This is a genomic window from Pseudomonas sp. LG1E9 (assembly GCF_003290225.1).
Lineage (GTDB): Bacteria > Pseudomonadota > Gammaproteobacteria > Pseudomonadales > Pseudomonadaceae > Aquipseudomonas > Aquipseudomonas cyclaminis.
In genome coordinates this window covers 4883245-4906750 of sequence record NZ_CP029983.1, presented here as the reverse complement: position 1 = coordinate 4906750, position 23506 = coordinate 4883245, and the positions used below count along the sequence as shown (strand labels likewise).

Here is a 23506-nt window from a genome sequence, read left to right as displayed (position 1 = left end):
GTGCTTTCTTCCTTGACGGGGCAGTGCTGAAAAGCGGAACCCGGCACGCGAAACTATTTTTCGTGACGCTCGATCTGCAACCACAGCGGACTGAACGAGCGAAGGCGCACCGGCAGACCATCGGCAATCAATTGCAGGGCGCGACGCGGGTTATCCAGCGGCAACACGGCAGACACACGCAGGTCGGCCAATTGCTCGCGATTGAACTGCACATGGCCGCCGTACTGGCGTGCCAACTCATCCAATACTTCCGGCAACGGCCGGTCCTGTACTACCAACTGGTGGTGTTGCCAGGCGTCGTTCGTGGCGCGGGGATCGACCTTGCCCAGCAGCGTCACCGCGTCCGGCGTAATGCGCGCCTGTTCGCCGGCACTGACGTTCACAGCCGTGTGTTGACCGGCATCGGTGGCGGCGACGGTCGATTCGAGCATGGTCAGCAGCGTGCCCGGCGTTTCGCGCCTGACCGTGAAACGCGTGCCGAGGGCGCGCATCTGGCCGTCGTCAGTCACCACGGTAAACGGCCGCGTGGCATCGTGGGCCACCTGCACCAGTATTTCGCCGCGCAGCAAGCGCACCTGGCGTTGCTGGCCGTTGAAAGTCAGGTCCACGGCGCTGTTGCCGCTGAGGGTCAGTTGCGAACCGTCTTCCAGATTGATTCGCTGCCAGTGCGCCGGGGCGGTGCGTTGGTCGGCCAGCAGGTAACTGGGCGGATAAGCCCGCAATGCCAGGGCCACCGGCAACGCCATCAGCAAGCCCAGCAGGACGCGGCCGGCCGGGTTGCGCCGGCGTACCCGGGCCGCTTCCAGTGCGGCTTGCACCGGTGCCTGTTGCGGGCGCAAGGCTTGCAAGCGCCCGACAAACCCCTGCAAGCGCTCAAAGGCCGCCGCGTGCTGTGGGTCGGCGATCTTCCAGCGTTCGAATTGCTGCTGCTCGCGCTCGCTGAGGTTGCCTTCATTCAGGCGAATCACCCAGTTGGCGGCCTGTTGGTCGAGGTCGGCGCTCATACGTCCAGCACGTGGTTGCAGTGCAGCAGGGCATTCATCAGGTGCTTGCGCACCATGCGCTCGGAAATCCCCAAGCGGCTGGCGATGTCGCTCTGGCGCAGGCCTTCGAGGAAGTACAGTAGGAACGCCTGTCGCGCATTCAGGGCCAGGCCGTCGAGCACAAAGGCGATCTGCTCCAGCGCTTCGAGAGTGACCAGGATCTGTTCCGGCGACTGCTGGCAGTGCTCCATCATGTCGATGGTCAGCGCCAGTTCGCGCAGGTAGGCGTCTTCCAGCTGACGGCGGCGCGCCCGGTCGATGATCAGGTGGCGCGCGGTGGTCGTGAGGAACGCGCGCGGTTCACGCAGGGCGCCGAGGGCGTCCCGGGACGTAAGGATGCGTACGAAGGTGTCGTGGGAAAGGTCCGCAGCGTTCTGTGGGCAACCGAGTTTTTTTCGCAGCCAGCCGAACAACCAGCCATGGTGCTCGGTGTAGAGCACATGGACAGCCTGATTCAAGGGAAGGTCGCTGGCCGACATGGGAGGCTACGTCTGCGGATAAGAATTATTCGCAAGATTAGCGGTGTGCCATCAGCGAAAGCAAGCGTGGCCAGCAGTGATTGTGTATTTAAGCCTTCGGTTTGGATAACGGGGACGTGACAGACGTGGCGACATCCCATGTCAGCATGATCTGGCTGATCGCTGCATCGATGGCTGAATGCGCCATCCCATCGCGTGCCAGGATCGACACCCCCTGCAGGAAACTGTCAAACACCGTCGCCATCACCACCGGTTGGGTATGCGCCGGCAATTGCCCCAGGCGCACCGCCCGCTCTACACACGCCACGATCCCGGCCCGTGTGCGCAACCGCGATTGGGTCAAGCCATCTGCCACCCGTGCGTTCTCCGGGCTTGGCGCGCTCATCACGCCCAGCGCCACCATGCAGCCTTTGGGATGACCGTCTTCACACTGCATGCGCGCCGACTGGCGCAACGCGGTCTCGATCGCCCGACGCGGTTGCAGGGTTTCATCCCACAAGCATTCGGTGACTTGGGCGTAGGTTGTCAGGTAGCGCTGCACGCATTCGTCGAACAAGGCTTCCTTGGAGCCGAACGCGGCGTAAAAGCTCGGCGCGGAGATGCCGCCGCCCAGGCCCGCCTTGAGCTGAGCGAGAGAGGTGGCGTCGTAGCCGTGCTGCCAGAACAGGTGCAATGCCTGTTCCACAGCCTGTGCACGGTCGAAATTACGCGGGCGGCCCATTTGTGCCATATGAAGACTCCGGTGGAAAGCGAGATAAATACTAGTCGATACATAAGTCGTTGACAATGTGCGCCGGTCACCTGCAACATTTGTATCGATCAGTATTTAAATCTGTTTCCAAGGAGCTTCCCGTGACGCCTTCACTCACTCTACCGGCCTCGTCCGAACGCCTGCCCATTGGCGCCTTGCTCGCCCTGGCCATGACCGGCTTCATCTGCATCGTTACCGAAACCCTGCCCGCCGGCCTGTTGCCGTTGATCAGCGAAGGGCTGGCGATTTCGCCGTCCATGGCCGGGCAGATGGTCACGGCCTATGCATTGGGTTCGGTGCTGGCGGTGATTCCCATGACCATCGCTACCCGTGGCTGGCGGCGGCGCAATGTGTTGCTGCTGACCATCGTCGGTTTCCTGCTGTTCAACTCGATCACCGCGTTGTCATCTCACTACGGCGTGACACTGGTGGCGCGTTTCTTCGCCGGAGTCGCGGCGGGGTTGGCCTGGAGCCTGCTCGCCGGTTACGCCCGGCGCATGGTCGCGCCTCATCAACAGGGCAGGGCGCTGGCACTGGCCATGGTCGGCACGCCGATTGCGCTGTCGCTGGGTGTACCGCTGGGTACCTGGCTTGGCGGGCTGGTGGGATGGCGTACCGCCTTCGGCCTGATGTCTGGGCTCACCGTAGTGTTGATCGTCTGGGTGTTGGTGAAAGTGCCGGACTATGCGCCGCAACCCGCACACCAGCGACTGTCGCTGGGCCAAGTGCTGACCACGCCAGGCGTGCGCCCGGTGCTGGCGGTGGTGATCAGTTGGATGCTGGCGCACAACATTCTGTACACCTACATCGCCCCCTTCGTGGCGTCGGCGGGGTTGGCGGAGCGCGTCGACCTGGTCCTGCTGGTGTTCGGTAGTGCCGCGTTGGCGGGGATCTGGATCACGGCCAGGCTGGTCGAGCCGTTGTTGCGCAAGACCGTGCTGGTGAGCCTGGCGGCCTTTGCGCTGGTCTGTGTGGTGTTTGGCTGCCTGAGCTCAATGGCTGAGGTGATCTACTGCGGCGTGGCGGTGTGGGGCCTGAGCTTCGGCGGCGCCGCGACCTTGCTGCAAACCGCCCTGGCGGATGCGGCGGGCGAGGGCGCGGATGTGGCGTTGTCGTTGAATGTGGTGGCGTGGAACAGCGCGATTGCCGGCAGCGGCGTAGTGGGCGGGGTGCTGCTGGACACGTGGGGAGTGGGGTCGTTTCCGTGGGCGATGCTGGGGTTGGTGGCCGTGGCGCTGTGCATCGCGTGGACGGCGCGGGTCCATGGGTTCAAACCGGGTAAGCGGTCCGCCGATGGGCCCGCAGCAGTGGGACATTGAGCCGGGCTTAAGCCAGCTTCACGTTCATGGTGATACGCGCGGTAAACACGTTGACGTCGCTTTCATCGAAGATGTCCACCGGCACAATAAGGAAGGGCTGGTGGCCGCTCTGTTTTTTGCCGCGCTTGAAGACCAGGCCGCCCTGCGTGATCGCTACCTGCAAGAGGCGAACACCGCACGCGAGGGCATCGTTGCGTTGGTGTACAGCTACGTGGAGTGGGTAGACGCACAGCCGGACTGGGCGCGCTTTGTCTTTCAGAGCCGCTTTGCGGTGTCCAACGGCCCGTTCAAGGACGAACTGGTGTCGCGCAACAAGCAGCGAAACAAGCAAATGAAGGACTGGATGAGCGTCGAGGGACGCCAGGAGTATTTCGGCCACTTGCCTGCCGAATTGATCCCCTCGTTGATCATCGGCGCGGCAGAAAACTACTCGCGGGCCTGGCTTTCGGGCAAGGTTAAAAAGAGCCCTCAGGCGTATCGAGAGCCGCTGGCCGAAGCCGCGTGGAATTCGATTCTTCAGGGTCGGCACTAAAGTGCAATGTGAGGGTCCATAGGTCCCGCTTGATCCTCACGAAAAGATTTAAAAACATGCACTTACGCAATATTGCAGCCGCGCTCTCGACCCTTTTGCTGCTGTCCACCGGGGCGCAGGCCCGTGGTGCGATGGACCTCTATTCCAGCCAGGAACAGCGCCTTTCGTTCGACAGTTGCGCCGATATTTTCCCCGCCGCGACACCAATCAAAACCGCCACCATTCCCGCCAGCATGAAACCCCTGGCGCTGTGCTCCGACCATTTTGCGGTGCTCTATTCGCAAACCAGCAAGACGCCGCTGGTGGTGGTCGAACGCCTCAACGCCCGCCAGCTCAAGGACGCCAAAGGCGAAGAGCGCACCAACCACTTCTACGCCGACCCGCGCATCCCCAAGGGCGCGCGCGCCGAGTTGAGTGACTACCGTGGCCAGCAACCGGCCATGGACCGTGGCCACCAATCTCCGGCCGCCGATGCACCGGACGCCAAGGCCATGGCCCAGTCGTTCGCGCTGTCGAACATGGTGCCCCAGGACCCCACCAACAACCGCAAGATCTGGAGCAAGGTCGAGGCCGACGTGCGCAAATTCGCCGTGCGCGCCGGTGGCGATGTGTTTGTGTTTACCGGGCCGTTGTTTGATTCGGGCTACAGCACCATGGGCGACAACCAAGTGTGGGTGCCGACGCGTCTGTTCAAGTTGGTGTACGACGCCTCGTCCCAGCGGGCCTGGGCGTATGTGTTGCCCAATGCTGAAACGCGGATTCAGCGGCCGATGGATTACGACACCTTTGTGAAGGCGACCGGGCTTAAATTGCTGGGCAATCTTCCGGTGTCGGGGTCGGTGGGGCGCGGCTGATTTGTAGTGAACGGGCCAGCCCGCTCACCACTGGGTTCTGGGTCTATACTCTGCGGCCTCGTATTCCATCCTCTTCAAATGAACTGAGATCCCGATGAGCACCTCTCTTTCCATAACCCCCACGCGCAAACCCGTCGCGCCGCTGGTGGCCTTTATCATCCTGGTGCTCGGCGCCTTGTTCCTGCAAAACAGCGTCGGCTCGCGCCAGGTAGTGTTGCTGGTGGTTGGCGCCGCATTGGGCCTGACGCTTTATCACGCGGCCTTCGGGTTCACTTCCGCCTGGCGCGTGTTCATCAACGAACGCCGTGGCGCCGGCTTGCGCGCGCAGATGGTGATGCTCGCGCTGGCGGTGCTGCTGTTCTTCCCGGCATTGGGAGCGGGCACTTTGTTTGGGCAACCGGTGGTTGGGCTGGTGGCGCCGGCCGGGGTGTCGGTGGTGTTCGGTGCGTTTATTTTCGGCATCGGCATGCAGTTGGGCGGTGGCTGTGCTTCGGGCACGCTGTTTACCGTGGGCGGCGGCAATGCGCGCATGCTGGTGACGCTGTTGTTCTTTATCTGCGGCTCGTTGATCGCCACGCACCATGTGGATTGGTGGTTCGCCCTGCCGGCGTTCCCGGCGGTGTCCATCGTCAAGAGCTTTGGCGTAGTGCCGGCCTTGCTCGCCAGCCTGGCGATGTTCGCTCTCATCGCGACCGTCACCGTACGCCTGGAAAAGCGCCGTCATGGCCAGCTTGAAGAAGGCGTGAAGAGTGAACACCAAGGCCTGCGCCGTTTCCTGCGCGGCCCGTGGCCCTTGGTGTGGGGCGCGATTGGTCTGGCGCTGCTCAACTACGCCACCCTGGCACTGGCCGGTCGGCCGTGGGGCATCACCTCGGCCTTCGCCCTGTGGGGCGCCAAGGTGGCGAGTGGTCTGGGTGTGGACGTAAGCGCCTGGGCGTTCTGGCAGATGCCGGGTAATGCCAAGGCCCTGGCGGCGCCGGTGTGGCAAGACATCACCAGCGTCATGGACATCGGCATCGTCCTCGGCGCGCTATTGGCCGCCGGCTTGGCCGGGCGTTTCGCCCCCAGCCTGAAGATCCCGGCCCGCTCGCTGATCGCTGCGGTGATCGGCGGCCTGCTGCTCGGTTATGGTTCGCGACTGGCGTACGGCTGCAACATCGGCGCGTACTTCAGCGGCATCGCCTCGGGCAGCCTGCATGGCTGGGTGTGGTTGGTGGCGGCGTTTATCGGCAACAGCGTGGGCGTGCGCCTGCGGCCGTTTTTCTTTGCGGGCGAGCGCCGGCCGGTGGCGCTGAGCGGCTGCTGAGTCAGTCCTGCGGGGAAACGCCTGGCGCCTGATCGGCTTCAGCCGCCAGCTTTTCCCGCTCCGCCTTGCTGATGTATTTGTCCTTGGATTTGGGCGCCAATTTGGCGCTGGCCTTTTTGGCCTTGGCCTTGAACAACTGCTGCAGTTTTTTCTGGCGATTCATGGGTGTCTACCTGGGTTAAACGTGCCCGGATGATACCAGCTTAAAAACCGCAGCCAATGGCTAGCAAGGCTGCGCCGCCAAGCTGTTGCTGACGCTGCGACCCAACACCAGCACCGTCACAAACCCGCAACCCACCAGCGCCGTGGCCAGGCTCAGCAGCACCGCGCTGCCCATCTGGTCGACGATCTGCCCGCCAAAGAACGAGCCCAGGGCAATAATCACCTGGAACAACGCCACGAACAGTGGCATGCCGCGCTCGACATCCTTGGGCGCCACCACGAACATCCAGATACTCGCGCAGGCCGGGAACGCGCCAAAGGCAAAGCCCCACAGCGCGATCAGCATCGCGGCGCCGGTCATGCCAGTGGCGAAATACGGGAACAGCGCGGTGCTGGTCCCGATCATCAGCGCCACCAGCAGCAAGGTGTTACGCACGCTGCGGTTAGCGGCGAACCCGGCGAAAATATTACCCATCACCCCTGCGACGCCATACAACAGCAACAGCGAACCAATGGTCGGCCCATCAAAACCGGAGCTGTGCTTGAAGAACGGTGCGACATAGGTGTAGGCCGCAAAGTGCGCCAAACCGATCAGCAACACCGCGATCAACCCGACCCGCGCTTGTGGGTTGATAAACAACGCAGGCAGATCACTGACGCGAATGGCCTTCTCCGGCGTGAGCTTCGGCAACAGGAACATCTGCGCCAACAGCACCGGAATGCCCACCAGCGCCGTCACCAGGAACGTCATGCGCCAGCCCATCAAACCACTGAGCCAGGTGCCGACGGGCACGCCGAGTACCGTGGCCAGGGTCACACCCATCATGATGATCGAAGTGGCCTTCGCCACGCCCACACCCTTGGGCGCCAGGCGGCCACTGAGGGCAATCGCCGTCGCCCAGAAACCGCCGATGCTGATACCCAGCAGCACACGGCCGAACAGCAGCAGGTTGAAGTCGCTGGCGAAGGCCACGACCGTGTTGGCGATGATCATGATCAACGTCAGGCCGATCAGCAGATACCGCCGATCCATGGTGCCAATGCTCACTGACAGAAACGGCGCCGCGAGGGCCGCCATGATGCCGGGCAGCGTCACCATCAAACCGGCGTGGCCGGCGCTGATACCGAGGTCGGCGGCGACGTCGTTGAGCACGCCCACCGGCAGGAATTCACTGGTCACCAGGGCAAAGGCACCCACGGCAACCGAAAGAATCGCCAGCCACTGCTGTTTGACGCTTTGTTGATTATGTTCGGGAAGGCCGCTAGGGGCCTGGCTCGCGCTTGGCATGTGAGGAGTTCCAAGAGGGGATGTGGCCTTAAGACAGGCGCAGGAAGACGTGGGAGGCGATTATAGGAACGGGGGTTGGTGAGCCTATAGGCGAGTGGTTCGATAGTAATCATCAGTGCTATCGATGTGACGGCACTGCGCTGGAACTTTTATCAAGCAAACACAATCACTCCGGCTCAATACTCCTCGCCAGCCCCTTCTCCCATGCGCAGATCATTTTTTCCCCCACGGCGTCAAACTCGTGATGGGCGATTCGATAATCAGAAAGTTCCCCCATGGCGCGGCTCATTCCACCGTGCACTCGTGCAAGCAATTCGTTGCAACGAGACTCCGTCAAATTGCATGAGCTGCGACCGAACTTGACCAGCATCTTACGTTTGGGCCAAGCCTTTGAACCGCCAAGCAAGAGGCCCATGATGTCCTGCTCCTGGTAGAGACACCTGAGTAGGCTGCATAAGTTTTCATCAGATCGGCGAATAGATCTTTCGCCCCGTCATAGACCAACAGCTCAGAGAGTTTGATCTCAGGCAGTGATTTGCCATCGCTGTCGTGGGAGACGCTGATGCGACCAAGCTGGTGTGGGCCGACAATCCCCAGCGTTCCCGCATCCACTCCTCCAGCACCGATATACAGCCTGTCATTTTGCCTAGTCATGGATATTTCCTGATTTCAGTTCATCGAGCGTCTTACGTCGGCGCTTGGGTGTCGCGGTCAATTCATACCCCAAACCCTCAAGGATTGCTGCGACCTTGCGAATCCCTACTTCAGGTATGGTGTTGTTCTCGATGCCTGAAATAGTTGCACGGCTCATTCCGTGCCGTTGCGCGAGTTGGCTTTGTGAAAGACCGGCTGCCTTGCGCAGATTTTTAATAAGGGTCCCCAAGTCATTCATTTTTTGCATCCTATACGGTGCATTTTTGATTTAACTAATTAAATGCATCGTATTCGATGCATTTTTGCTTGGGTAGCACTTTCTTTTAATTGTTGTCTGGTCGCCCCAAAAATCCAGTAATCAGCCCCACAATCTGCTGCTGAATTACCCCTCGCGCCCGAGCCCCTTCGCCATCCCGGCAAATCATGCCATCCCCCGGCGAGCTCTCTTCAATCAAGGCAATCGCCCCCGGCTTGCAGATCGACATGAAGCTGAAGTGGGTAGCGTCGGCAATCTCCACATACTGCGTCGAAGCTTTTGCCATGCGCCGGACCATATCGGCGGACTCCAATTCAGGCGCCATATCCTCCGTTGGCACACCCCCCGCAATTACCAGCGCCGGCACTGGCAAGGCGGCGAGGCTGGCGTCGGTGAAGCCGCGCGACAGGCCCAGGTCCAGCGACACAATGGCGGTGACACGTTTGTCCCTCAAATCAGCAGCCAGCCTGGCCTTGCCCGCTGGCGTGGCGGCGGGGTTCATCTCGTGGTAACCGATGCAACCGCCCAGCTTGGGGTAGGTGCTGCACTCCCTCGCGAAGAGATCAGGATCGAAGCGCGCCCCGGCGATTGCCAGCACGGTCCAGCCGCCGAGGGAATGGCCCACGGCGGCGATCTGTTTGCTCGCTACCGCGCCAAATCGGGTTGGCTGATCCAACACCGCATCGATAGCCCGGCTCAGGTCCGCCGGGCGTTGCCATAACTGCGCGGCGGCTTGCGGGCTGCGATCCTTGGTGGTGGTGCCGGGGTGATTGACCGCCGCGACGATATAACCCTGATGGGCCAACGCACTGGCCAGCCACACCTGTTTACCCCAGTTGCCGCCGTAGCCGTGGGAGAGCACGACCAGGGGATGTTCACCGCTGGCCGGTGGCGCATCGGGCACGGCGAGGGCGCCGATAAAGACCGCATTGTCGGCAATCAGCTGCGGTTGAGCGGTGGTAGTGGCGGGGTACCAGACGGCCAACTCAAGTGGACGTTGGTTGTGGGGGGCGGGAAGCACGCTGGTTTTGAAGCCGATGGGACTTTCGTCAGCGAAGGCAGGAGCGGTCAGGCACAGCAGGAACAGGGCGCAGAAAGCCGTTCTCATTGTTTTTATCTTCCTTGATGGGGTCGAACCTTCGTGGGTTTACGGTATTGCGTAAACCTCACGGGCGAGCGCGATCGTATCGTCTTTTGGGACACGGGTCGCCGTGGCTTGTTGTGGTGAGCGGGCTTGCCCCGCGCCGGGATGCGAAGCAGCCCCAACCCATGCGCCGAGGTTTGTCAGATTTAACTCAGGGCGTCTAAAGGGGCTGCTTCGCATCCCGGCGGGGCAAGCCCGCTCACCACAGAGGTGGTCGTCAAACTTGGACTTGCGATTAATCAGCCTATCGGCGCGGGGGAGGTTGGCTATCAACTCAACACAACGATGCCATTTTTGGGGATGTTTACAAATGGCAATAAGCCGCACTGTTTCTGATACGTATCTAGAGCAAGCGCCTCATACCAATGCAAATAGCCGTTGAGCATATGTCGCGGAATGTCCGAAGTGGGAAGTGGGAAGAATGCAATGAACATCTGGCGATGCTTTTTTTCATGCCAACGCCAACCCGCTGAATGACCTCGCGCTCGTTCACCCCAGAATCCAGCTGACCAACCAAACTGTTCAATACGTGTTTTGAACGAGCTTGTCTGGCCGATGTACTGGATAGCGCGGTTATTGGGGAACGCCTCTCCATCAGCTCTCCAGGCGATGCAATAAACGCCTTTCGCTGGGATGACCTGCGCGAGGATAGGGTCCACATCTACGGATTTCTTGCCGGCTCCTGGCCAGAAGCAGCTGCTGATATCCTTCCAGGAGTACCACCCGGCGCCATGTGCAGTGAGGTCAAACGTTTCTGGAGCTCTCATCGCTACTGCCTTGTTCGGTCTGTGAATTCGTGCGTCAGCATACGAGCGAAGGTTAATGCGCTGTGAACCAGCTGGGGTGTAGCACAGGAAAATGTTCCTTCAGCCAATCCACGAATGCGTCGACCTGAGGCGCAAGATGCGTTCTGCTTGGATAAAGCACGGATACCAGGCGAGGCTTTGGACGAAATGCCCTGAGCACTTCAACCAGTTCTCCGCTTGCGAGGAATGTCTCCACGGCTATTCCAGGAGCTTGAACAATGCCGAAGCCTGCAACACCGCATTGAACGTAGGCATTCGACTCATTCACCGTGATTCCACCATGAGGCGTGTGTGGCCGATCTTCGCCGTCTACCGAGAAGTGCCAAGGCAGTGGTCTGTTATTTTGACCGGAAAGGAAGCTGACACATTGGTGGTCTGCCAGATCTTGCAGGGTTATGGGTGCCCCGCAGGCTTGGAGATAACCTGGAGACGCACAGGTCACCATGGTGGCGGCGCCAATTTCTCTGGCCACCATGCTTGAATCCGGGAGGTCACCAATTCGCAATACACAGTCGATGCCCTCGGCGACGAGATCTACCGTACGGTCGGTCACGCCTAGCGCAAGCTCGATTTCGGGAAATGCCTCTTTAAATTTCCTAAGGCTTTCCATGAAGCTGCGCTGGGAAAATGCAGTGGGAATGTCAATTCGAAGTCGTCCGCGCAAGGTCGGCCCACTACGGTCGAACATGGAAGTGGTTTCTGCAATGGTTGCCAAAATCTCTTTGACGCGTTCGTAAAACCGCTCGCCCTCAGCCGTCAGTTTTACTTTACGCGTAGTGCGCTGGAACAGACGGACACCCAGCGAGGCTTCCAGATCCTGAATGGTGCGCGTGACGTGCGGGCGTCCGGCCTGCATTGCCTCAGCGACTTTGGTGAAGCTCCCCAACTCCGCTAGCTTGGCGAATACTTGCATCGACTGTAGAAGCTCCATAAGTCTCTTCTCGGCAAGCGTGTTAACTGGATGATTGTTGCTGATCAGGATAACAATCCTGATCGTTTCTGCACATTTATCTACAGCCGGTAAACCTCAACAATGTCTTCAGCGTAAGGGAGGAGCCTTCCTCACCTGCACATTCAAAATTGTTGGAGACAGAAAATGAAAGCGTGGCTTCTGAAAGATTTCGGCCTGGATCATCTGGTGCAGGGCGAAACGGAAACCCCTGTGCCCCAAGCTGGTGAACTGCTGGTTAAAGTAGGCGCTGTATCACTCAATTTTCGGGACAAGGCCATCGTTGACGGTATCTACGAACCTCACCTAGTGCCCAAGCCACTGATCCCGGTCAGCGATGCGGCGGGAACTGTCGTGGCTGTTGGTGATGGTGTCAGCCGCTTCGCTATCGGAGATCGGGTCAACTCACACCTCTACTCACGTTGGTTGGACGGTATGCCCGGGCCAGATGAGCCCAACTACTGCTTCGGCTCGCCATTGCCTGGTGGACTGGCGGAATACATGATCATCCATGAAGACAGCGCGGTGCGTGCCCCCGACAACATGTCAGATGAGGAAGCCGCGACCCTTCCAATTGCCGCGCTGACCGCATGGTATGCGCTCGTCGATTATGGCCGGATCGAGGCCGGCCAAACCGTTTTGGTTCAGGGATCTGGAGGTGTTTCTGTTTTTGCAGCACAAATTGCCACAGCTCTGGGGGCCAAGGTTATCGTCACCTCCAGCCGTGATGACAATCTGGAAGCTGTAAAAAAGCTCGGCGCTGTGGCTGGTGTGAATTATCGCACTACCCCTGAGTGGGCGGAGGAAGTTCTAAAGCTCACTGACGGCAAGGGAGTGGATCTTCTGCTGGATGTGGCAGGCGGTGACGGCATCAATCAATCGATTGCTGCAACAAAGGTAGGTGGACGTATCGCACAGATCGGCTTTCTGACAGGCCAAACCTCTGCCCTGAGCCTGATGCCTATGATTTTTCGACAAACAACGATTCGCGGCATAGCCGTTGCTCCACGCTCGTCATTTGACCGAATGAACGAGTTCTTGAATGAGCACAAGATTCGCCCGGTAATCGACCACGTGTATCCATTCGATCAAGCACGCGAAGCGTACGAACATTTGGCCAGAGGCGCCTTTGGTAAGGTGGTAATCAAAATTGCATAGGATTAATCCACTTGGAGTTACGCCGCAAATTTCCGCATTGAAATATGTGCGGTCAGATAGCCACCCAGTTATGGGGTAGCAGATCGGCAATCTCATTCGCCCGCTACGATGGCAGGCGGTGTCTTCGAGGAACGGAAGTGCAGGTGTTCGTCCTTGATTGACTGATACCCGGCTGCTGCCCTGTTTTTCCTTGATTCACCTTGGTATTGCCCAACATCACCCCATAACTACCCTGTCTCCATTAACCGCAAGGACAGACCATGACCAACCCAACCGAAACCGCCATCCTCGCCGGCGGCTGCTTCTGGGGCATGCAAGACCTGTTGCGACGCTACCCCGGCGTACTGCACACGCGAGTCGGCTACACCGGTGGCGATGTGCCGAATGCCACCTACCGCAACCATGGCAACCATGCTGAAGCGATCGAGATCGTGTTTGACCCGGCGGTGATTTCCTACCGGCAGATCCTTGAGTTCTTTTTCCAGATCCATGACCCCAGCACGCCGAATCGGCAGGGCAATGATCTGGGGCCAAGCTATCGTTCGGCGATTTACTACCTGAGCGAGCAGCAAAGGGATATTGCCGAAGATACCGCAGCTGACGTGGATGCCTCCACGCTGTGGCCGGGGCGTGTGGTCACGCAAATAGAGCCCGCCAGGGAGTTTTGGGAGGCGGAGCCGGAGCATCAGGATTATCTGGAGCGGATACCGAACGGGTATACCTGCCACTTCATACGGCCGAACTGGAAGTTGCCCAAGCGGTGCTGACGCGGCTGGACCGAGCCGAGGAAAACAATTTCGGCGATTGTGCACCCGTAGGCGATGGGGTGAGTGAAATGCGTGTGTTTGTCGGGCCGGGCTACAGAATTTTTTGAAGCGTCGCGCTTTCTCGACAGTCCGGAGATCATCAGTGCATACCTTGCACAAAGCATGAAGTCTCAAGACCCGCAGGCCGATTGCGGCGGTGGCGGGCGACCACAACCCTTGAAATACACCGGGGACCAATGTGGGAGGGGGGCTTGCCCCCGATGGCTGAGTGTCAGTCGATACATGTCTGGCTGATACACCGCTATCGGGGGCAAGCCCCCTCCCACATTTGACCGACTTTGTCTTGAGCGCTCAGCGCACCAGGCAAGGCTGCTTGTTGTTATAGCGCCACCCCGGAATCAAGAACTGCATCGCCACGCTGTCATCCCGCGCCCCAAGCCCCATGCCTTTATAAAGCTCGTGCGCCTTGGCCACAGCGTCCATGTCGATGTCCACGCCCAGGCCCGGTTTGGCCGGCACCTTCACATAACCGCCTTCGATCTTCAGCGGTTCCTTGGTCAAGCGTTGGCCGTCCTGCCAGATCCAGTGGGTGTCGATGGCGGTGATCTCGCCCGGTGCCGCAGCGGCCACTTGGGTGAACATCGCCAGGGAAATATCAAAGTGGTTGTTGGAGTGCGAACCCCAGGTCAGGCCCCAGTCGTTGCACATCTGCGCCACGCGCACCGAGCCTTGCATCGTCCAGAAGTGCGGGTCGGCCAGGGGAATGTCCACCGATTGCAGCTGGATCGCGTGGCCCATTTCGCGCCAGTCGGTGGCGATCATGTTGGTGGCGGTCTTGAGGCCCGTGGCGCGACGGAATTCGGCCATGACTTCACGTCCCGAGTAACCATTTTCGGCCCCGCACGGGTCTTCGGCGTAGGCGAGCACGTGGTGTTGGTCGCGGCACAGGCGGATGGCTTCCTTGAGTGACCAGGCGCCGTTCGGGTCGAGGGTGATGCGTGCATCGGGGAAGCGTTCGGCCAGGGCGGTGACGGCTTCGATCTCTTCGTCGCCGCTTAAAACGCCGCCCTTGAGCTTGAAGTCATTGAAGCCGTATTTGGCCTTGGCAGCCTCGGCCAGGCGCACCACGGCTTCGGCTGTCAGGGCTGTTTCATGGCGCAGGCGGAACCACTCGTCGTCGGCGTCCGCTTCGTTGCGGTAGGCCAGGTCGGTGGCATTGCGGTCGCCCACATAAAACAGATAGCCAAGCATTTTTACCGCGTCGCGCTGCTGGCCTTCGCCGAGCAAAGCGGCCACCGGCACTTCAAGGAACTGCCCCAGCAGGTCGAGCAGGGCCGCTTCCATGGCGGTGACGGCGTGGATGGTGATGCGCAGGTCAAAGGTTTGCAGGCCGCGGCCGGCCGAGTCCCGCGAGGCAAAGGTGCTGCGCATCTGGTTGAGGATGCGCTGGTACTGGCCGATGGGTTGGCCGATCACCAGGCTGCGCGCATCTTCCAGGGTTTCGCGGATGCGTTCGCCGCCCGGCACTTCACCGACGCCGGTGTTGCCGGAGCTGTCCTTGAGAATCACGATGTTGCGCGTGAAATACGGGCCGTGGGCGCCGCTGAGGTTGAGCAGCATGCTGTCGTGGCCGGCCACGGGGATGACCTGCAAGTGAGTAACGACGGGAGTAGTCATGGCAAGTTCCTAAAGAGGCTCAAAGAGGTTTGCTGAGGGCGGCGCCGGTTGGCGTCACGCTGGGCGAGGTCAATGGGGCAGAGGGCGCGGTCTTGGCGAAAAACACCAGGATCGCCGCGAGCACCGAGGTGCCGGCCAGGCCGTAGAGGCCACCCTGGATCGAACCGGTGGTCTGCTCCAGAAAGCCAAACGTGGTCGGCGCGACGAAGCCGCCCAGGTTGCCGATGGAGTTGATCAGCGCGATCACCGCCGCCGCGATGCGCACATCCAGATAGCCCTGTGGGATCGGCCAGAACAGCGAAGACGCCGACTTGAAACCGATGGCCGCAAAGCAGATCGCCACAAAGGCAAACACCGGCCCGCCAGTGGTGGACATGAACATCCCCGCCGCCGCAATCAACAGCGCCGCCGCGACCCACGCTTGCTGGAACTTGAACTTGCCCGACAGCGACGCGAAGGCGTACATGGCGATGATCGAGATCAGCCACGGGATCGAGTTGAAGAAGCCGACTTGCACATCACTCAAGTCACCCATCTTCTTGATGATGCTCGGCAGCCAGAACGTCGCCGCGTAAATGGTCAGCTGGATGCAGAAGTACAGCGCGCAGAACAGCAGGATCTGGCGGTCTTTGAGCAGCTTGCCGATGGTGGGCTTGACGCTGGTCAGCGCCTCACGCTGGCGTTGTTCCTCGTCGATGGCGCCGACCAGCGCGTCCTGTTCTTCGCGGGTCATCCATTTGGCGTCGTGGGGCTTGGAGTCCAGCCAGAACCACACAAAGAAACCGATCACCACCGAGGCCAGGCCTTCGATGGCGAACATCCATTGCCAGCCGTGGAAGCCAAAGCCTTCGATCTGCAACAACACGCCCGACAGCGGGCCCGAGATCAACGAGGCCACCGCCGAGCCGCTGAGGAAAATCGCAATCGCCTTACCGCGTTCCACACCCGGCAACCAGCGCGTGAAGTAGTAGATCACGCCAGGGAAGAAGCCAGCTTCGGCCACGCCCAGCAGAAAGCGCAGGATGTAGAAGTGGGTTTCGTTCTGGATGAACGCCATCATCGTCGCGACGATGCCCCAGGTGAACATGATGCGGGTCAGCCAGATACGCGCGCCGACCTTTTGCAGCAGCATGTTGGAGGGCACTTCGAAGAGGGCATAACCGATGAAGAACAACCCGGCACCGAACCCGTAGGCCGCTGCGCCGATGCCCAGGTCATGCTCCATGTGTGTGCGCACAAAGCCGATATTGACCCGGTCGATGTAATTGAGGATGAACATGATCACGAACAGTGGGAGCACATGGCTCTTCACTTTGCGCACGGCGCGCGCGAGGACCGGATCACTGTGTGGAGCGGCAGATGCATGGCTTGAATTGTTCACAATTCAAAACTCCCCCTGGTTATTTTTATGTGGGTTTGCGTGTCTTGTTGATAGACATCATACAAGTGCATTTCTGTAGTCCGCAATCCGGTGCTCGATGTTTTTGTGCTTATAAGGTCTTTCGTCGAGTAAGTGTTTTGGTTATTTGTCAGTATTTATTGGGTTTTTTATGGGTTTGCAGGCCGTGAAAGAACCCAGCGTTGACGGTGGTGGGAGCTGTCGAGATACCTGTCAGCCAGATTGGTTGTCATACAAGTTGGGTGGTTATTCAATCAACCTCGGCGGCGTGCCGGGTCTGGGTGTTAAGCTCCCCCCAGCCCAACCCTGTGGACCTGCAGCAATGCCCAGTGAAGCCCCAATCCCCGTGCGTAAACGTTCCACCAACCTGGCCCAGGGCGTGGTCGATGCCCTGACCCAGCGCATCCTGCTCGGTCAGTTGAAACCGGGGGAGAAGCTGCCGTCGGAATCCACCATCGTGCTGGAGCACGGCGTCAGCCGGACGGTGGTGCGTGAGGCGCTGTCGAAGTTGCAGGCGGCCGGGCTGGTGGAGACCCGTCACGGCATCGGCACCTTTGTGCTGGAGCAGAGCGCCCAGCAAGGCTTGCGCCTGCACGTGGATACGGTCGCCAGCGTGCGCAACATGCTGGAGCTACGCCTGGGCCTGGAGGTGCAAGCGGTGGCGCTGGCGGCGCTGCGCAGGAGCGACGCGCAACTGGCCCACATGCGCGAAGCGCTGGACGATTACCAGGCCTCCCTGGCCAACAACGACAGTTGCGTGGAAGAGGACAAACGCTTCCACCAGTTGATCGCCGAAGCCACCGGCAATACCTTCTTCACCGAAATCATGCAGCACCTGGGCAATGCGATGATTCCGCGCACCCAGGTGAAGAGTGACGAGCGTGGCGGCGCGGATTTTGCCAAGCTCGGGCAACTGGCGAACCGGGAGCATGAGGCGATTTTCAATGCAATCAAACGCCAGGACCCGGACGCCGCACGCGCCGCCATGGTGTTGCATCTGACTAACAGCCGGGATCGATTTTCCGGGGAATGATAAGGAACACAGGTTGAACGAACACACCTTGTCCATGCGCCTGGAGCGCGTGGCCGCGCAGGTGCCGCACGGCGCGCGGCTGGCCGATATCGGCTCGGACCATGCCTACCTGCCAGTGGCATTGCTGCGCCGTGGCGTGATCGAGGCGGCGGTGGCGGGGGAGGTGGCGGCTACGCCGTTCCAGGCGGCCGAACGGACCGTGCGTGAAAACGGCCTGGAGCAGCAGATCACCGTGCGGCTGGCCGATGGTCTGGCGGCCGTCCAGGCGAGTGACGGCATCACGGCCATCAGCCTCTGTGGCATGGGCGGCGAGACGATTCGCGACATCCTTGAAGCTGGCAAAGCCCACCTGAACGGCCTTGAGCGCCTTGTCCTGCAACCCAACGGCGGTGAGCAACCGCTGCGCCTGTGGTTGATGAACAACGGCTATCGCATCGTCAGTGAAGAGCTGCTGCACGAAAGCCGCTTTTATTATGAAATCATCGTGGCCGAGCGTGCTGGACCGGTGAGCTATACCGCCGAGGAGCTGTATTTCGGCCCGCTGCAACTGCAGGCCCGCAGCCCGGTATTTTTGGCCAAGTGGCAGCGCGCGTTGCGCCTGAAACACCAGACCCTGGCGGGCTTTGAGCAGGCGTCGCAAGCCGTGCCCGAGGCGAAGCTGCAAGAAATCAGCCGGCAGATCAGATGGATCACCACGCTGCTGGCTTGATAACCCTTCATTCAATCGTGATTACCCAGGAACCCCGCAATGGCAGACGCTATCGACCAAGCCTTCTATGAGCGCGCCGACGCGCATATCGAACTGTCGAACGAACAGCTCAAAACCTTCGAAAACCTCGGCCAGGTCAGCGCCTCGATGATGTTCGGCACTACCCGCTTCAATGCCTGGGCCCTCGCGCGCAACTTCAAGTCCGGTGCGCACATGGCCGAGGAGCGTGAGGCGATGCTCAAGTATTGCTGTGACCAGTACCGGATGATGCTTGAGGATAATCTGGATGATCACATCAAAAATTTTGACCAGTACATGCAGGCCAGGTAGGCCGGCGGCACGGGTGTTTTGATCATGTCCATGGGGCGCCTGCGCCATCGGTTACAGGTGTGTCCTTGACCGTGAGTGCTTTTGCCCCATTTTCGAGCACGCTGCGGGCGCCATTAACGCACAGCACGCCCTGTTTCAGGGCTGCGCGCCAACGGCCCGTATCTTGCTAGAGCCAAGCCAATCAATGACATGGCACTTTGCCGTTAGTCATTTCAAGGCTTCGCCCACCGTGCACCACGTGGGTTGTTTGAGGGAGTAGTCGGACATGCACAGCTTGTTATCACCCGGTATCCGCCTGCTCGGACGTATGGGGTTTGCACGCAAATTCCAGTTGTTGTTTTTCCTGTTCATGCTGCCCCTGGCCGGGAGCCTCTGGATGATCGGCCAGGACTATCGCGATAAATTAGGCGTGATTTCCACCGAGCAGTCCGGCGTGCGCCAACTGTTGGCCCTGGATGCACTGGACGGCCAATTGACGGCCCAGCGCAACCTGGCTGCGCGTTGGAAAGCGGCAGACATCCTGCACGCACCGACGCCGGCGGCGAAGGCGGCGATGGACAAGGTCGATACGAATTTCCCGCTGATCCAGCAAAGCCTGCAAGCCTTGGGCGATGCGCTCAACGCCCAGAACGCCAGCGCCGACATCCTCGCGCGCTACGAGGCGTTGCAGGCCACCGTCAAAGGCATGGACTCCGCTTCCCTGCGCACGGTGGGCTGGTGGCCGGATGGCTACGACCGTTTCACCTCGGCGCTGAGCGCGATGCAAACCCTGCGCGAACAGATCACTCTGGACGCCGGCCTGATCCTCGATCCCTGGCTGGAAACCTACATGCTGATGCAGATGGGCACACAGCAGACGCCTGACCTGATCGAGCGTATCGGTCGCATGGCGGGCGTCGGGCAGTCGTCCATCGCGTCGGGGCAGTTCACCCTGCAAAGTCGTTTGCAAATGCGCGACCTGCGCAGCCGCATTGGCGACGCGCGCGACCAGTTGGTCAAGGCGGCGGCTTCGCTCAAGGCCAAGCAATTCGAGGGCATGGAGCCTTGGACTGCACAGTACGACAACAGCCTGCAACTGTTGGATAACGAGCTTAAAGTGCTGGATGACGGCGTGTTCGGTGGCACCATCAAGCTCGATACCGCCGGTTTCGAACGCAGTGTCGACGCCATGCTCGGTTCGCTCAGCGCACTGCGCGTGCAGTCGCTGACCTCCCTGGACGAGCGCTTGAGCTACTACCACCGCGACGCGAACAAACGCTTCATTCCTCTTGCAATGGTCTTCGGCGTACTGGCCCTGGCCGCGCTGTACTTGTTCATGTGCCTGCAGGCCTCCATCCGCCGTAGTGCCAGCGGCATCACCACCCTTGCCGAATCCCTGCGCGACGGTAACCTGTGCGTCGAAGTGGCGGTGCAAGGGCGTGACGAACTGGCGCTGATCAGCACCGCGCTGAACGTCGCAGTGGTGCAATTGCGCACCAGCCTGTTGGGGGTCAATCACGAAACCCAGCAGCTCGGCTCGGCGGTGCTCACCCTCAATTCCCAATCGGGCAGCACCCTCAGCGAAGTCGAAGACCAGCAGCATCAAATCAGCCAGATCGCCGCCGCTGCTACCCAGTTGGCCGCGACCTCCATGGGCGTCGCCAGAAGCTGTGAACAAGCGTCGGGCAGCGCCCAGCAAACACGACGCATCGCCGAAGACAGCAGCCGCGACAGCCAGCGCACCACGGCCAGCATCCAGCAACTCAACCAACGCCTTACCGACACCGCCGATGCACTGCAGCAAGTCAGCCAGCAGGGGCAGCAGATTCAGTCGGTGGTCGACACCATTCGCGGCATTGCCGAGCAAACCAACCTGCTGGCGCTCAACGCGGCCATTGAAGCGGCGCGCGCCGGTGAGCAGGGGCGGGGCTTTGCGGTGGTGGCCGATGAAGTGCGCAGCCTGTCCCAGCGCACCCAGGCGTCCACGGCGCAGATCGCCGGCACCGTCGACAGCCTGCGCGCGACCGTGAGCCAGGCGGTGACGCTGATGGGCGCCGCGTGCGAGCAAGCGTTGACCGACGCCGAGTCCGTCACCGGCCTGGGCACGCGCTTGGGCGAGATTGCCGGCGCGGTGCAGAACGTCACCGACACCCTGGCGCAAATCGCCACAGCGGTGGAAGAGCAAGCGGCGACGGCGGATGAAGTGAGTGGCAACATCCAGCAAGTCGACCAGGCGGCAGGGCGTTTGCTGGATGGCGCACGGGCGGTCAACCGAGCGGCGGACACCTTGAGCAAGGGCAGTCAGGCGTTGAGTGACAACACCGCGCGGTTCCGTTTGAGCTGAGTGCTATTGGGCCGCGGTCTGCAGGACTTCAATCCACAGCGCACCTTTGCCTGAAGCCGCCTCACCCACGCGCTTCAAGGCGCCGGTGTTGCTGACCGCGTAGGTACCGACCTTGTCGCTTTTCTCGCCGGTAACCAGCAACCACCGGCCATTGGGCGAAAACGCGATATTGCGCGGCTGCTGCTCTTCGACCGGGTAGTTGTCGAGGAACTTCAACGCGCCCGTCGCCGCGTCCACCGCAAACGCCGACACCGAACTGCTGGTGCGCTCGCTCATCAGCAGCAGCGAGCCATCCGGGGACAGGCGCAGGTCGGCAGCCCAGATTCGCGGTGTTGGGTCGTCCTTCAAGTCATTGTTGCGTGCATCGCGCACTTCGCCGTGGGCCAGCTTCAAGCGAGCGGGAATGCCATTGGCGACACCGATCTGCGTCAGCGCGCCGGTGCTGTCGTCGATGGCAAACGCAGTGACCGTGCCGCTCATTTCGCCGACCACATACAGGTATTTACCGTTGGCCGAAAACGCCAGGTGCCGGGGCCCGGTGTTGCTCGGCACGCTCACGTAGCCGGTGCCGATTGGCGTGAGTGCGCCGGTGTTGGCATCGAAGCGGTATTGCAGCACGTGGTCGTTGCCCAGGTTGCCGGCGTAGGCAAAGCGATTGCTTGGGTCGGTGCGCAGGGAATGCGCGTGCAGCCCGGTTTTGTAGGTGAGGATCGGTTCCGGCTTGTCGATGGGCTGCACGCTGAGGGTGTCGGCACCGTAAGAGGCCGCGAGCAGGAAACGTCCGGCGCGATCGGTGGCGAGGTAGGCCATGCTTTCGGCCAAGGGCGCTTTGGATTGCGGCGTCAAACGCCCGCTGGCCGGGTCAATGCTGAAGCCCTGCACTTGAAACGGCTTGACCCGCAACGCGGCATACAAGGTTTTACCGTCGGGGCTCAGCGCCATGGGGTTGACCTGGTCACCGGCGGTCACCTGGTTTACCAGGCTCAACGCGCCGTTGCTCTCGTCCAGGCGGTACTGGGAAATCAAGCCATCGCCGGGGCTGGAAATGTACGCGAAGGTTGCGGCGTTGGCGTGTGCACTGAGACCGCAGGCAATAGCGGCGGCCATGATGAGGGGTTTATTCACGAGTGAGCCTTTATTGTTATGGTTGTGGTCAGTCATCGTATGACTGTATTTCGATCTGGGCAATAGACGGTGTATCTTGCGGCGCGTCACGGGCATGATGCGCAGCATGAATCTCGACCCCAACGCACGGTACTGGCGCTTCCACACCCCTGATCCCGGCATTGGCCCGCGTGAACGCAGGCCGATGCGCGCCGAGGAACTGGCCTGGGCGCATGAACACGCAAGCGTGCATCGCTTCAGCTGGATTGCAGTGTTACTGCCACCGCTGTGTTTCGGCGTGTTCCTGCCCAGCCTGGTTTTTTTGCTCAGCCTGCTGCTGTATCGCGCCGTCTTCTCACCGGGGTTGGATGTTGACGGCATCCTCGGCCATTCATGGGCATGGCAGGCCCTGGCGACGCTGGTGTTCATGGCGGCCTGGGCATTGCGTAACTACCTGCGCGACACCCGCGACCCGATCAAGCGTTACTGGCAGACGCTGCCGGGCCAAGGCGTGGTCGAGTTGGAGCGTCATACCCTGGTATCGGGCACCAGCCTGTGGTCTTCGGACTTCGACCCGGACCGCAATACCCTCATGCAATGGAAAAACGGCCGGCTTGAACAGGCCCAGAGCAGCGGAGTGGCGCAATGGGTCGTGGCCATGACCACGACGGGTCGCTGGCTGGTGATCAAGGACGAATACCCCGGCCCTTTCACCTACGACCGGGTGGGGCGCATGCCCGCTGCGCAAAAACGCATGCACCCCTGCCGTGACCTGGTCTTGGCGTTCGCTCCCCGCACGAACGTACTGCTTGGGCGACGGTTTGACGGTGCACCGATAGCCTTGACCCACACGGAGTATTGGCTGTCGGCCGAAGAACTCACACGCCTGGTTGAGGTTGCGCATCACTGGCGGTTTTTCCCGCCGGACCGATATGGCGTGGTCAATCAGCAAGATGCGCCGTGGGTGCAACAACTGCTAGAGAAAGCCCACTCGCCTCCTCAAATCCACGCCGCATCCCACAACGAGTAATCGCCCACCCGATCCACCAAACCGGCTCGTAAAGGGTTGGCAATGATGTACCGCGCCATCTTGCGAAGATCATCTTCCGCACGCACCGCTCTATCGTGATAGCCGGGTTGCCAAACGCGCTCTTTGCTTTGACGCCGCCGGTTGATGACCAGCGTGCTGCGCGACTTAATACGTCGCACCACGCCTGCCAAATCCTGTTGTTTCAACTCAAACAACCAGTGAATGTGGTCAGGCATGATGACCCAGGCCAGAGACTCAACCAGCCCCAGCTCATGAACCTGCCGGAGTTCGGCAACCAGCAGACGGCTCAGGTAAAGGTCAGTGAACAAGCGCTGACGCTGATGAACGACGACGGTGATGAGGTAGCTACGACCCTGTTCTGAATAACGACCGTGACGCAGACGATGGGATTGAGGTGTGGGGCGCATTCCGG

The 23506-nt window shown here is 60.6% G+C and carries 24 protein-coding genes and 3 pseudogenes; 13 read left to right on the top strand and 14 right to left on the bottom strand.

The genetic code is table 11. The features are described 5' to 3' along the window. Positions 1–53 precede the first annotated feature (53 nt). From DNK50_RS22480 to DNK50_RS22470, 3 genes are all read right to left on the bottom strand, one after another. Positions 54–1004 carry a FecR family protein gene (locus DNK50_RS22480; RefSeq protein WP_112196303.1) on the bottom strand — a complete coding sequence of 317 codons (951 nt, stop codon included), beginning with the start codon at positions 1002–1004 and terminating at the stop codon, positions 54–56. Then, the gene (locus tag DNK50_RS22475; protein ID WP_112196302.1) at positions 1001–1522 is read right to left on the bottom strand and encodes a sigma-70 family RNA polymerase sigma factor; all 522 of its coding nucleotides are present in this window, start codon (positions 1520–1522) and stop codon (positions 1001–1003) included. The genes DNK50_RS22480 and DNK50_RS22475 overlap by 4 nt, the downstream gene beginning before the upstream one ends. Positions 1523–1610: 88 nt before the next feature. Beyond that, positions 1611–2252, bottom strand: coding sequence for a TetR/AcrR family transcriptional regulator (locus DNK50_RS22470; RefSeq protein WP_112196301.1), 642 nt, complete (start codon positions 2250–2252; stop codon positions 1611–1613). Between the two features lie 122 nt (positions 2253–2374). On the opposite strand from DNK50_RS22470, the gene DNK50_RS22465 reads away from it, so the two are divergent. The 4 genes and pseudogenes from DNK50_RS22465 (at position 2375) to DNK50_RS22445 (ending at position 6284) form a co-directional block, all read left to right on the top strand. Beyond that, positions 2375–3592: an MFS transporter gene (locus DNK50_RS22465; protein ID WP_112196300.1), complete on the top strand. Its 1218-nt coding sequence runs from the start codon at positions 2375–2377 to the stop codon at positions 3590–3592. Between the two features lie 76 nt (positions 3593–3668). Beyond that, a pseudogene (locus tag DNK50_RS22455) lies at positions 3669–4124 on the top strand (TetR/AcrR family transcriptional regulator); the annotation flags it as partial. Between the two features lie 56 nt (positions 4125–4180). Beyond that, a complete protein-coding gene (locus DNK50_RS22450; RefSeq protein WP_099586306.1) occupies positions 4181–4978 on the top strand; it encodes a DNA/RNA non-specific endonuclease in 798 nt (265 codons plus the stop codon). A gap of 94 nt (positions 4979–5072) precedes the next feature. Continuing rightward, entirely contained in the window at positions 5073–6284 is a 1212-nt protein-coding gene (locus tag DNK50_RS22445; RefSeq protein WP_112196299.1) for a YeeE/YedE family protein, read from the top strand. 1 nt (position 6285) lies between these two features. Here DNK50_RS22445 and DNK50_RS22440 read toward each other — a convergent pair whose 3' ends face one another. The 7 genes from DNK50_RS22440 to DNK50_RS22410 form a co-directional block, all read right to left on the bottom strand. Further along, a complete protein-coding gene (locus tag DNK50_RS22440) occupies positions 6286–6447 on the bottom strand; it encodes a DUF2986 domain-containing protein (RefSeq protein WP_099586304.1) in 162 nt (53 codons plus the stop codon). 60 nt (positions 6448–6507) lie between these two features. Next, positions 6508–7734 carry an MFS transporter gene (locus tag DNK50_RS22435; RefSeq protein ID WP_112196298.1) on the bottom strand — a complete coding sequence of 409 codons (1227 nt, stop codon included), beginning with the start codon at positions 7732–7734 and terminating at the stop codon, positions 6508–6510. A gap of 166 nt (positions 7735–7900) precedes the next feature. Then, positions 7901–8149 (bottom strand): hypothetical protein, encoded by a 249-nt coding sequence (locus DNK50_RS29310; protein WP_256592865.1) that lies wholly within the window; start codon positions 8147–8149, stop codon positions 7901–7903. A 231-nt stretch (positions 8150–8380) separates the two neighbouring features. Beyond that, positions 8381–8626 (bottom strand): helix-turn-helix transcriptional regulator, encoded by a 246-nt coding sequence (locus DNK50_RS22425; protein WP_099586302.1) that lies wholly within the window; start codon positions 8624–8626, stop codon positions 8381–8383. A gap of 85 nt (positions 8627–8711) precedes the next feature. Then, the gene (locus tag DNK50_RS22420) at positions 8712–9752 is read right to left on the bottom strand and encodes an alpha/beta fold hydrolase (RefSeq protein ID WP_112196297.1); all 1041 of its coding nucleotides are present in this window, start codon (positions 9750–9752) and stop codon (positions 8712–8714) included. A 305-nt stretch (positions 9753–10057) separates the two neighbouring features. Then, positions 10058–10555 carry a hypothetical protein gene (locus tag DNK50_RS22415; protein ID WP_112196296.1) on the bottom strand — a complete coding sequence of 166 codons (498 nt, stop codon included), beginning with the start codon at positions 10553–10555 and terminating at the stop codon, positions 10058–10060. 52 nt (positions 10556–10607) lie between these two features. After that, complete coding sequence (locus DNK50_RS22410; RefSeq protein ID WP_112196986.1) at positions 10608–11507, bottom strand: LysR family transcriptional regulator; 900 nt, start codon at positions 11505–11507, stop codon at positions 10608–10610. Positions 11508–11690: 183 nt separating this feature from the next. On the opposite strand from DNK50_RS22410, the gene DNK50_RS22405 reads away from it, so the two are divergent. The 4 genes and pseudogenes from DNK50_RS22405 to DNK50_RS29300 all read left to right on the top strand — a co-directional run. After that, positions 11691–12701, top strand: a complete 1011-nt coding sequence (locus DNK50_RS22405) for an NAD(P)-dependent alcohol dehydrogenase (protein ID WP_112196295.1) — start codon at positions 11691–11693, stop codon at positions 12699–12701. Positions 12702–12961: 260 nt separating this feature from the next. Continuing rightward, positions 12962–13468 (top strand): peptide-methionine (S)-S-oxide reductase MsrA, encoded by a 507-nt coding sequence (msrA, locus tag DNK50_RS22400; protein ID WP_112196294.1) that lies wholly within the window; start codon positions 12962–12964, stop codon positions 13466–13468. Continuing rightward, a pseudogene (locus tag DNK50_RS29305) lies at positions 13459–13572 on the top strand (type II toxin-antitoxin system RelE/ParE family toxin); the annotation flags it as partial. The gene msrA and the pseudogene DNK50_RS29305, both read left to right, overlap by 10 nt. Beyond that, positions 13532–13651 (top strand): annotated as a pseudogene (locus DNK50_RS29300) (putative addiction module antidote protein); the annotation flags it as partial. The pseudogenes DNK50_RS29305 and DNK50_RS29300, both read left to right, overlap by 41 nt. Before the next feature lie 168 nt (positions 13652–13819). On the opposite strand, the gene gudD reads toward DNK50_RS29300, so the two are convergent. Further along, on the bottom strand, positions 13820–15145 hold the full coding sequence (gene gudD / locus DNK50_RS22385) for a glucarate dehydratase (protein WP_112196293.1): 1326 nt from the start codon (positions 15143–15145) through the stop codon (positions 13820–13822). 19 nt (positions 15146–15164) lie between these two features. Continuing rightward, positions 15165–16526: an MFS transporter gene (locus DNK50_RS22380; RefSeq protein WP_099586297.1), complete on the bottom strand. Its 1362-nt coding sequence runs from the start codon at positions 16524–16526 to the stop codon at positions 15165–15167. A gap of 340 nt (positions 16527–16866) precedes the next feature. Here DNK50_RS22380 and DNK50_RS22375 point away from each other — a divergent pair, with 340 nt between their 5' ends. From DNK50_RS22375 to DNK50_RS22360, 4 genes are all read left to right on the top strand, one after another. Next, a complete protein-coding gene (locus DNK50_RS22375; protein WP_112196292.1) occupies positions 16867–17577 on the top strand; it encodes a FadR/GntR family transcriptional regulator in 711 nt (236 codons plus the stop codon). Between the two features lie 13 nt (positions 17578–17590). Next, positions 17591–18286, top strand: coding sequence for a tRNA (adenine(22)-N(1))-methyltransferase TrmK (locus DNK50_RS22370; protein ID WP_112196291.1), 696 nt, complete (start codon positions 17591–17593; stop codon positions 18284–18286). A 39-nt stretch (positions 18287–18325) separates the two neighbouring features. Further along, positions 18326–18616, top strand: a complete 291-nt coding sequence (locus DNK50_RS22365) for a DUF3144 domain-containing protein (protein ID WP_112196290.1) — start codon at positions 18326–18328, stop codon at positions 18614–18616. 265 nt (positions 18617–18881) lie between these two features. Further along, a complete protein-coding gene (locus tag DNK50_RS22360; protein WP_112196289.1) occupies positions 18882–20939 on the top strand; it encodes a methyl-accepting chemotaxis protein in 2058 nt (685 codons plus the stop codon). Positions 20940–20942: 3 nt separating this feature from the next. Here DNK50_RS22360 and DNK50_RS22355 read toward each other — a convergent pair whose 3' ends face one another. Further along, positions 20943–22100, bottom strand: coding sequence for a lactonase family protein (locus tag DNK50_RS22355; protein WP_371929459.1), 1158 nt, complete (start codon positions 22098–22100; stop codon positions 20943–20945). A gap of 70 nt (positions 22101–22170) precedes the next feature. Between DNK50_RS22355 and DNK50_RS22350 the strand changes: the two genes are divergently transcribed. Continuing rightward, positions 22171–23073 carry a hypothetical protein gene (locus DNK50_RS22350; RefSeq protein WP_256595350.1) on the top strand — a complete coding sequence of 301 codons (903 nt, stop codon included), beginning with the start codon at positions 22171–22173 and terminating at the stop codon, positions 23071–23073. Here the strand turns inward: DNK50_RS22350 and DNK50_RS22345 are convergent. Further along, entirely contained in the window at positions 23043–23501 is a 459-nt protein-coding gene (locus DNK50_RS22345; protein ID WP_099586292.1) for a transposase, read from the bottom strand. The two genes, DNK50_RS22350 and DNK50_RS22345, sit on opposite strands and share 31 nt — an antisense overlap. Positions 23502–23506 lie beyond the last annotated feature (5 nt).

Bases quoted from the DNA above. Each gene is read 5' to 3' on its own strand.
- DNK50_RS22480 (WP_112196303.1), bottom strand. From the start codon at position 1,004: ATGAGCGCCGACCTCGACCAACAGGCCGCCAACTGGGTGATTCGCCTG.
- DNK50_RS22475 (WP_112196302.1), bottom strand. From the start codon at position 1,522: ATGTCGGCCAGCGACCTTCCCTTGAATCAGGCTGTCCATGTGCTCTAC.
- DNK50_RS22470 (WP_112196301.1), bottom strand. From the start codon at position 2,252: ATGGCACAAATGGGCCGCCCGCGTAATTTCGACCGTGCACAGGCTGTG.
- DNK50_RS22450 (WP_099586306.1), top strand. From the start codon at position 4,181: ATGCACTTACGCAATATTGCAGCCGCGCTCTCGACCCTTTTGCTGCTG.
- DNK50_RS22445 (WP_112196299.1), top strand. From the start codon at position 5,073: ATGAGCACCTCTCTTTCCATAACCCCCACGCGCAAACCCGTCGCGCCG.
- DNK50_RS22440 (WP_099586304.1), bottom strand. From the start codon at position 6,447: ATGAATCGCCAGAAAAAACTGCAGCAGTTGTTCAAGGCCAAGGCCAAA.
- DNK50_RS22435 (WP_112196298.1), bottom strand. From the start codon at position 7,734: ATGCCAAGCGCGAGCCAGGCCCCTAGCGGCCTTCCCGAACATAATCAA.
- DNK50_RS29310 (WP_256592865.1), bottom strand. From the start codon at position 8,149: ATGGGCCTCTTGCTTGGCGGTTCAAAGGCTTGGCCCAAACGTAAGATG.
- DNK50_RS22425 (WP_099586302.1), bottom strand. From the start codon at position 8,626: ATGAATGACTTGGGGACCCTTATTAAAAATCTGCGCAAGGCAGCCGGT.
- DNK50_RS22420 (WP_112196297.1), bottom strand. From the start codon at position 9,752: ATGAGAACGGCTTTCTGCGCCCTGTTCCTGCTGTGCCTGACCGCTCCT.
- DNK50_RS22415 (WP_112196296.1), bottom strand. From the start codon at position 10,555: ATGAGAGCTCCAGAAACGTTTGACCTCACTGCACATGGCGCCGGGTGG.
- DNK50_RS22410 (WP_112196986.1), bottom strand. From the start codon at position 11,507: ATGCAAGTATTCGCCAAGCTAGCGGAGTTGGGGAGCTTCACCAAAGTC.
- DNK50_RS22405 (WP_112196295.1), top strand. From the start codon at position 11,691: ATGAAAGCGTGGCTTCTGAAAGATTTCGGCCTGGATCATCTGGTGCAG.
- msrA (WP_112196294.1), top strand. From the start codon at position 12,962: ATGACCAACCCAACCGAAACCGCCATCCTCGCCGGCGGCTGCTTCTGG.
- gudD (WP_112196293.1), bottom strand. From the start codon at position 15,145: ATGACTACTCCCGTCGTTACTCACTTGCAGGTCATCCCCGTGGCCGGC.
- DNK50_RS22375 (WP_112196292.1), top strand. From the start codon at position 16,867: ATGCCCAGTGAAGCCCCAATCCCCGTGCGTAAACGTTCCACCAACCTG.
- DNK50_RS22365 (WP_112196290.1), top strand. From the start codon at position 18,326: ATGGCAGACGCTATCGACCAAGCCTTCTATGAGCGCGCCGACGCGCAT.
- DNK50_RS22360 (WP_112196289.1), top strand. From the start codon at position 18,882: ATGCACAGCTTGTTATCACCCGGTATCCGCCTGCTCGGACGTATGGGG.
- DNK50_RS22355 (WP_371929459.1), bottom strand. From the start codon at position 22,100: ATGACTGACCACAACCATAACAATAAAGGCTCACTCGTGAATAAACCC.
- DNK50_RS22350 (WP_256595350.1), top strand. From the start codon at position 22,171: ATGAATCTCGACCCCAACGCACGGTACTGGCGCTTCCACACCCCTGAT.
- DNK50_RS22345 (WP_099586292.1), bottom strand. From the start codon at position 23,501: ATGCGCCCCACACCTCAATCCCATCGTCTGCGTCACGGTCGTTATTCA.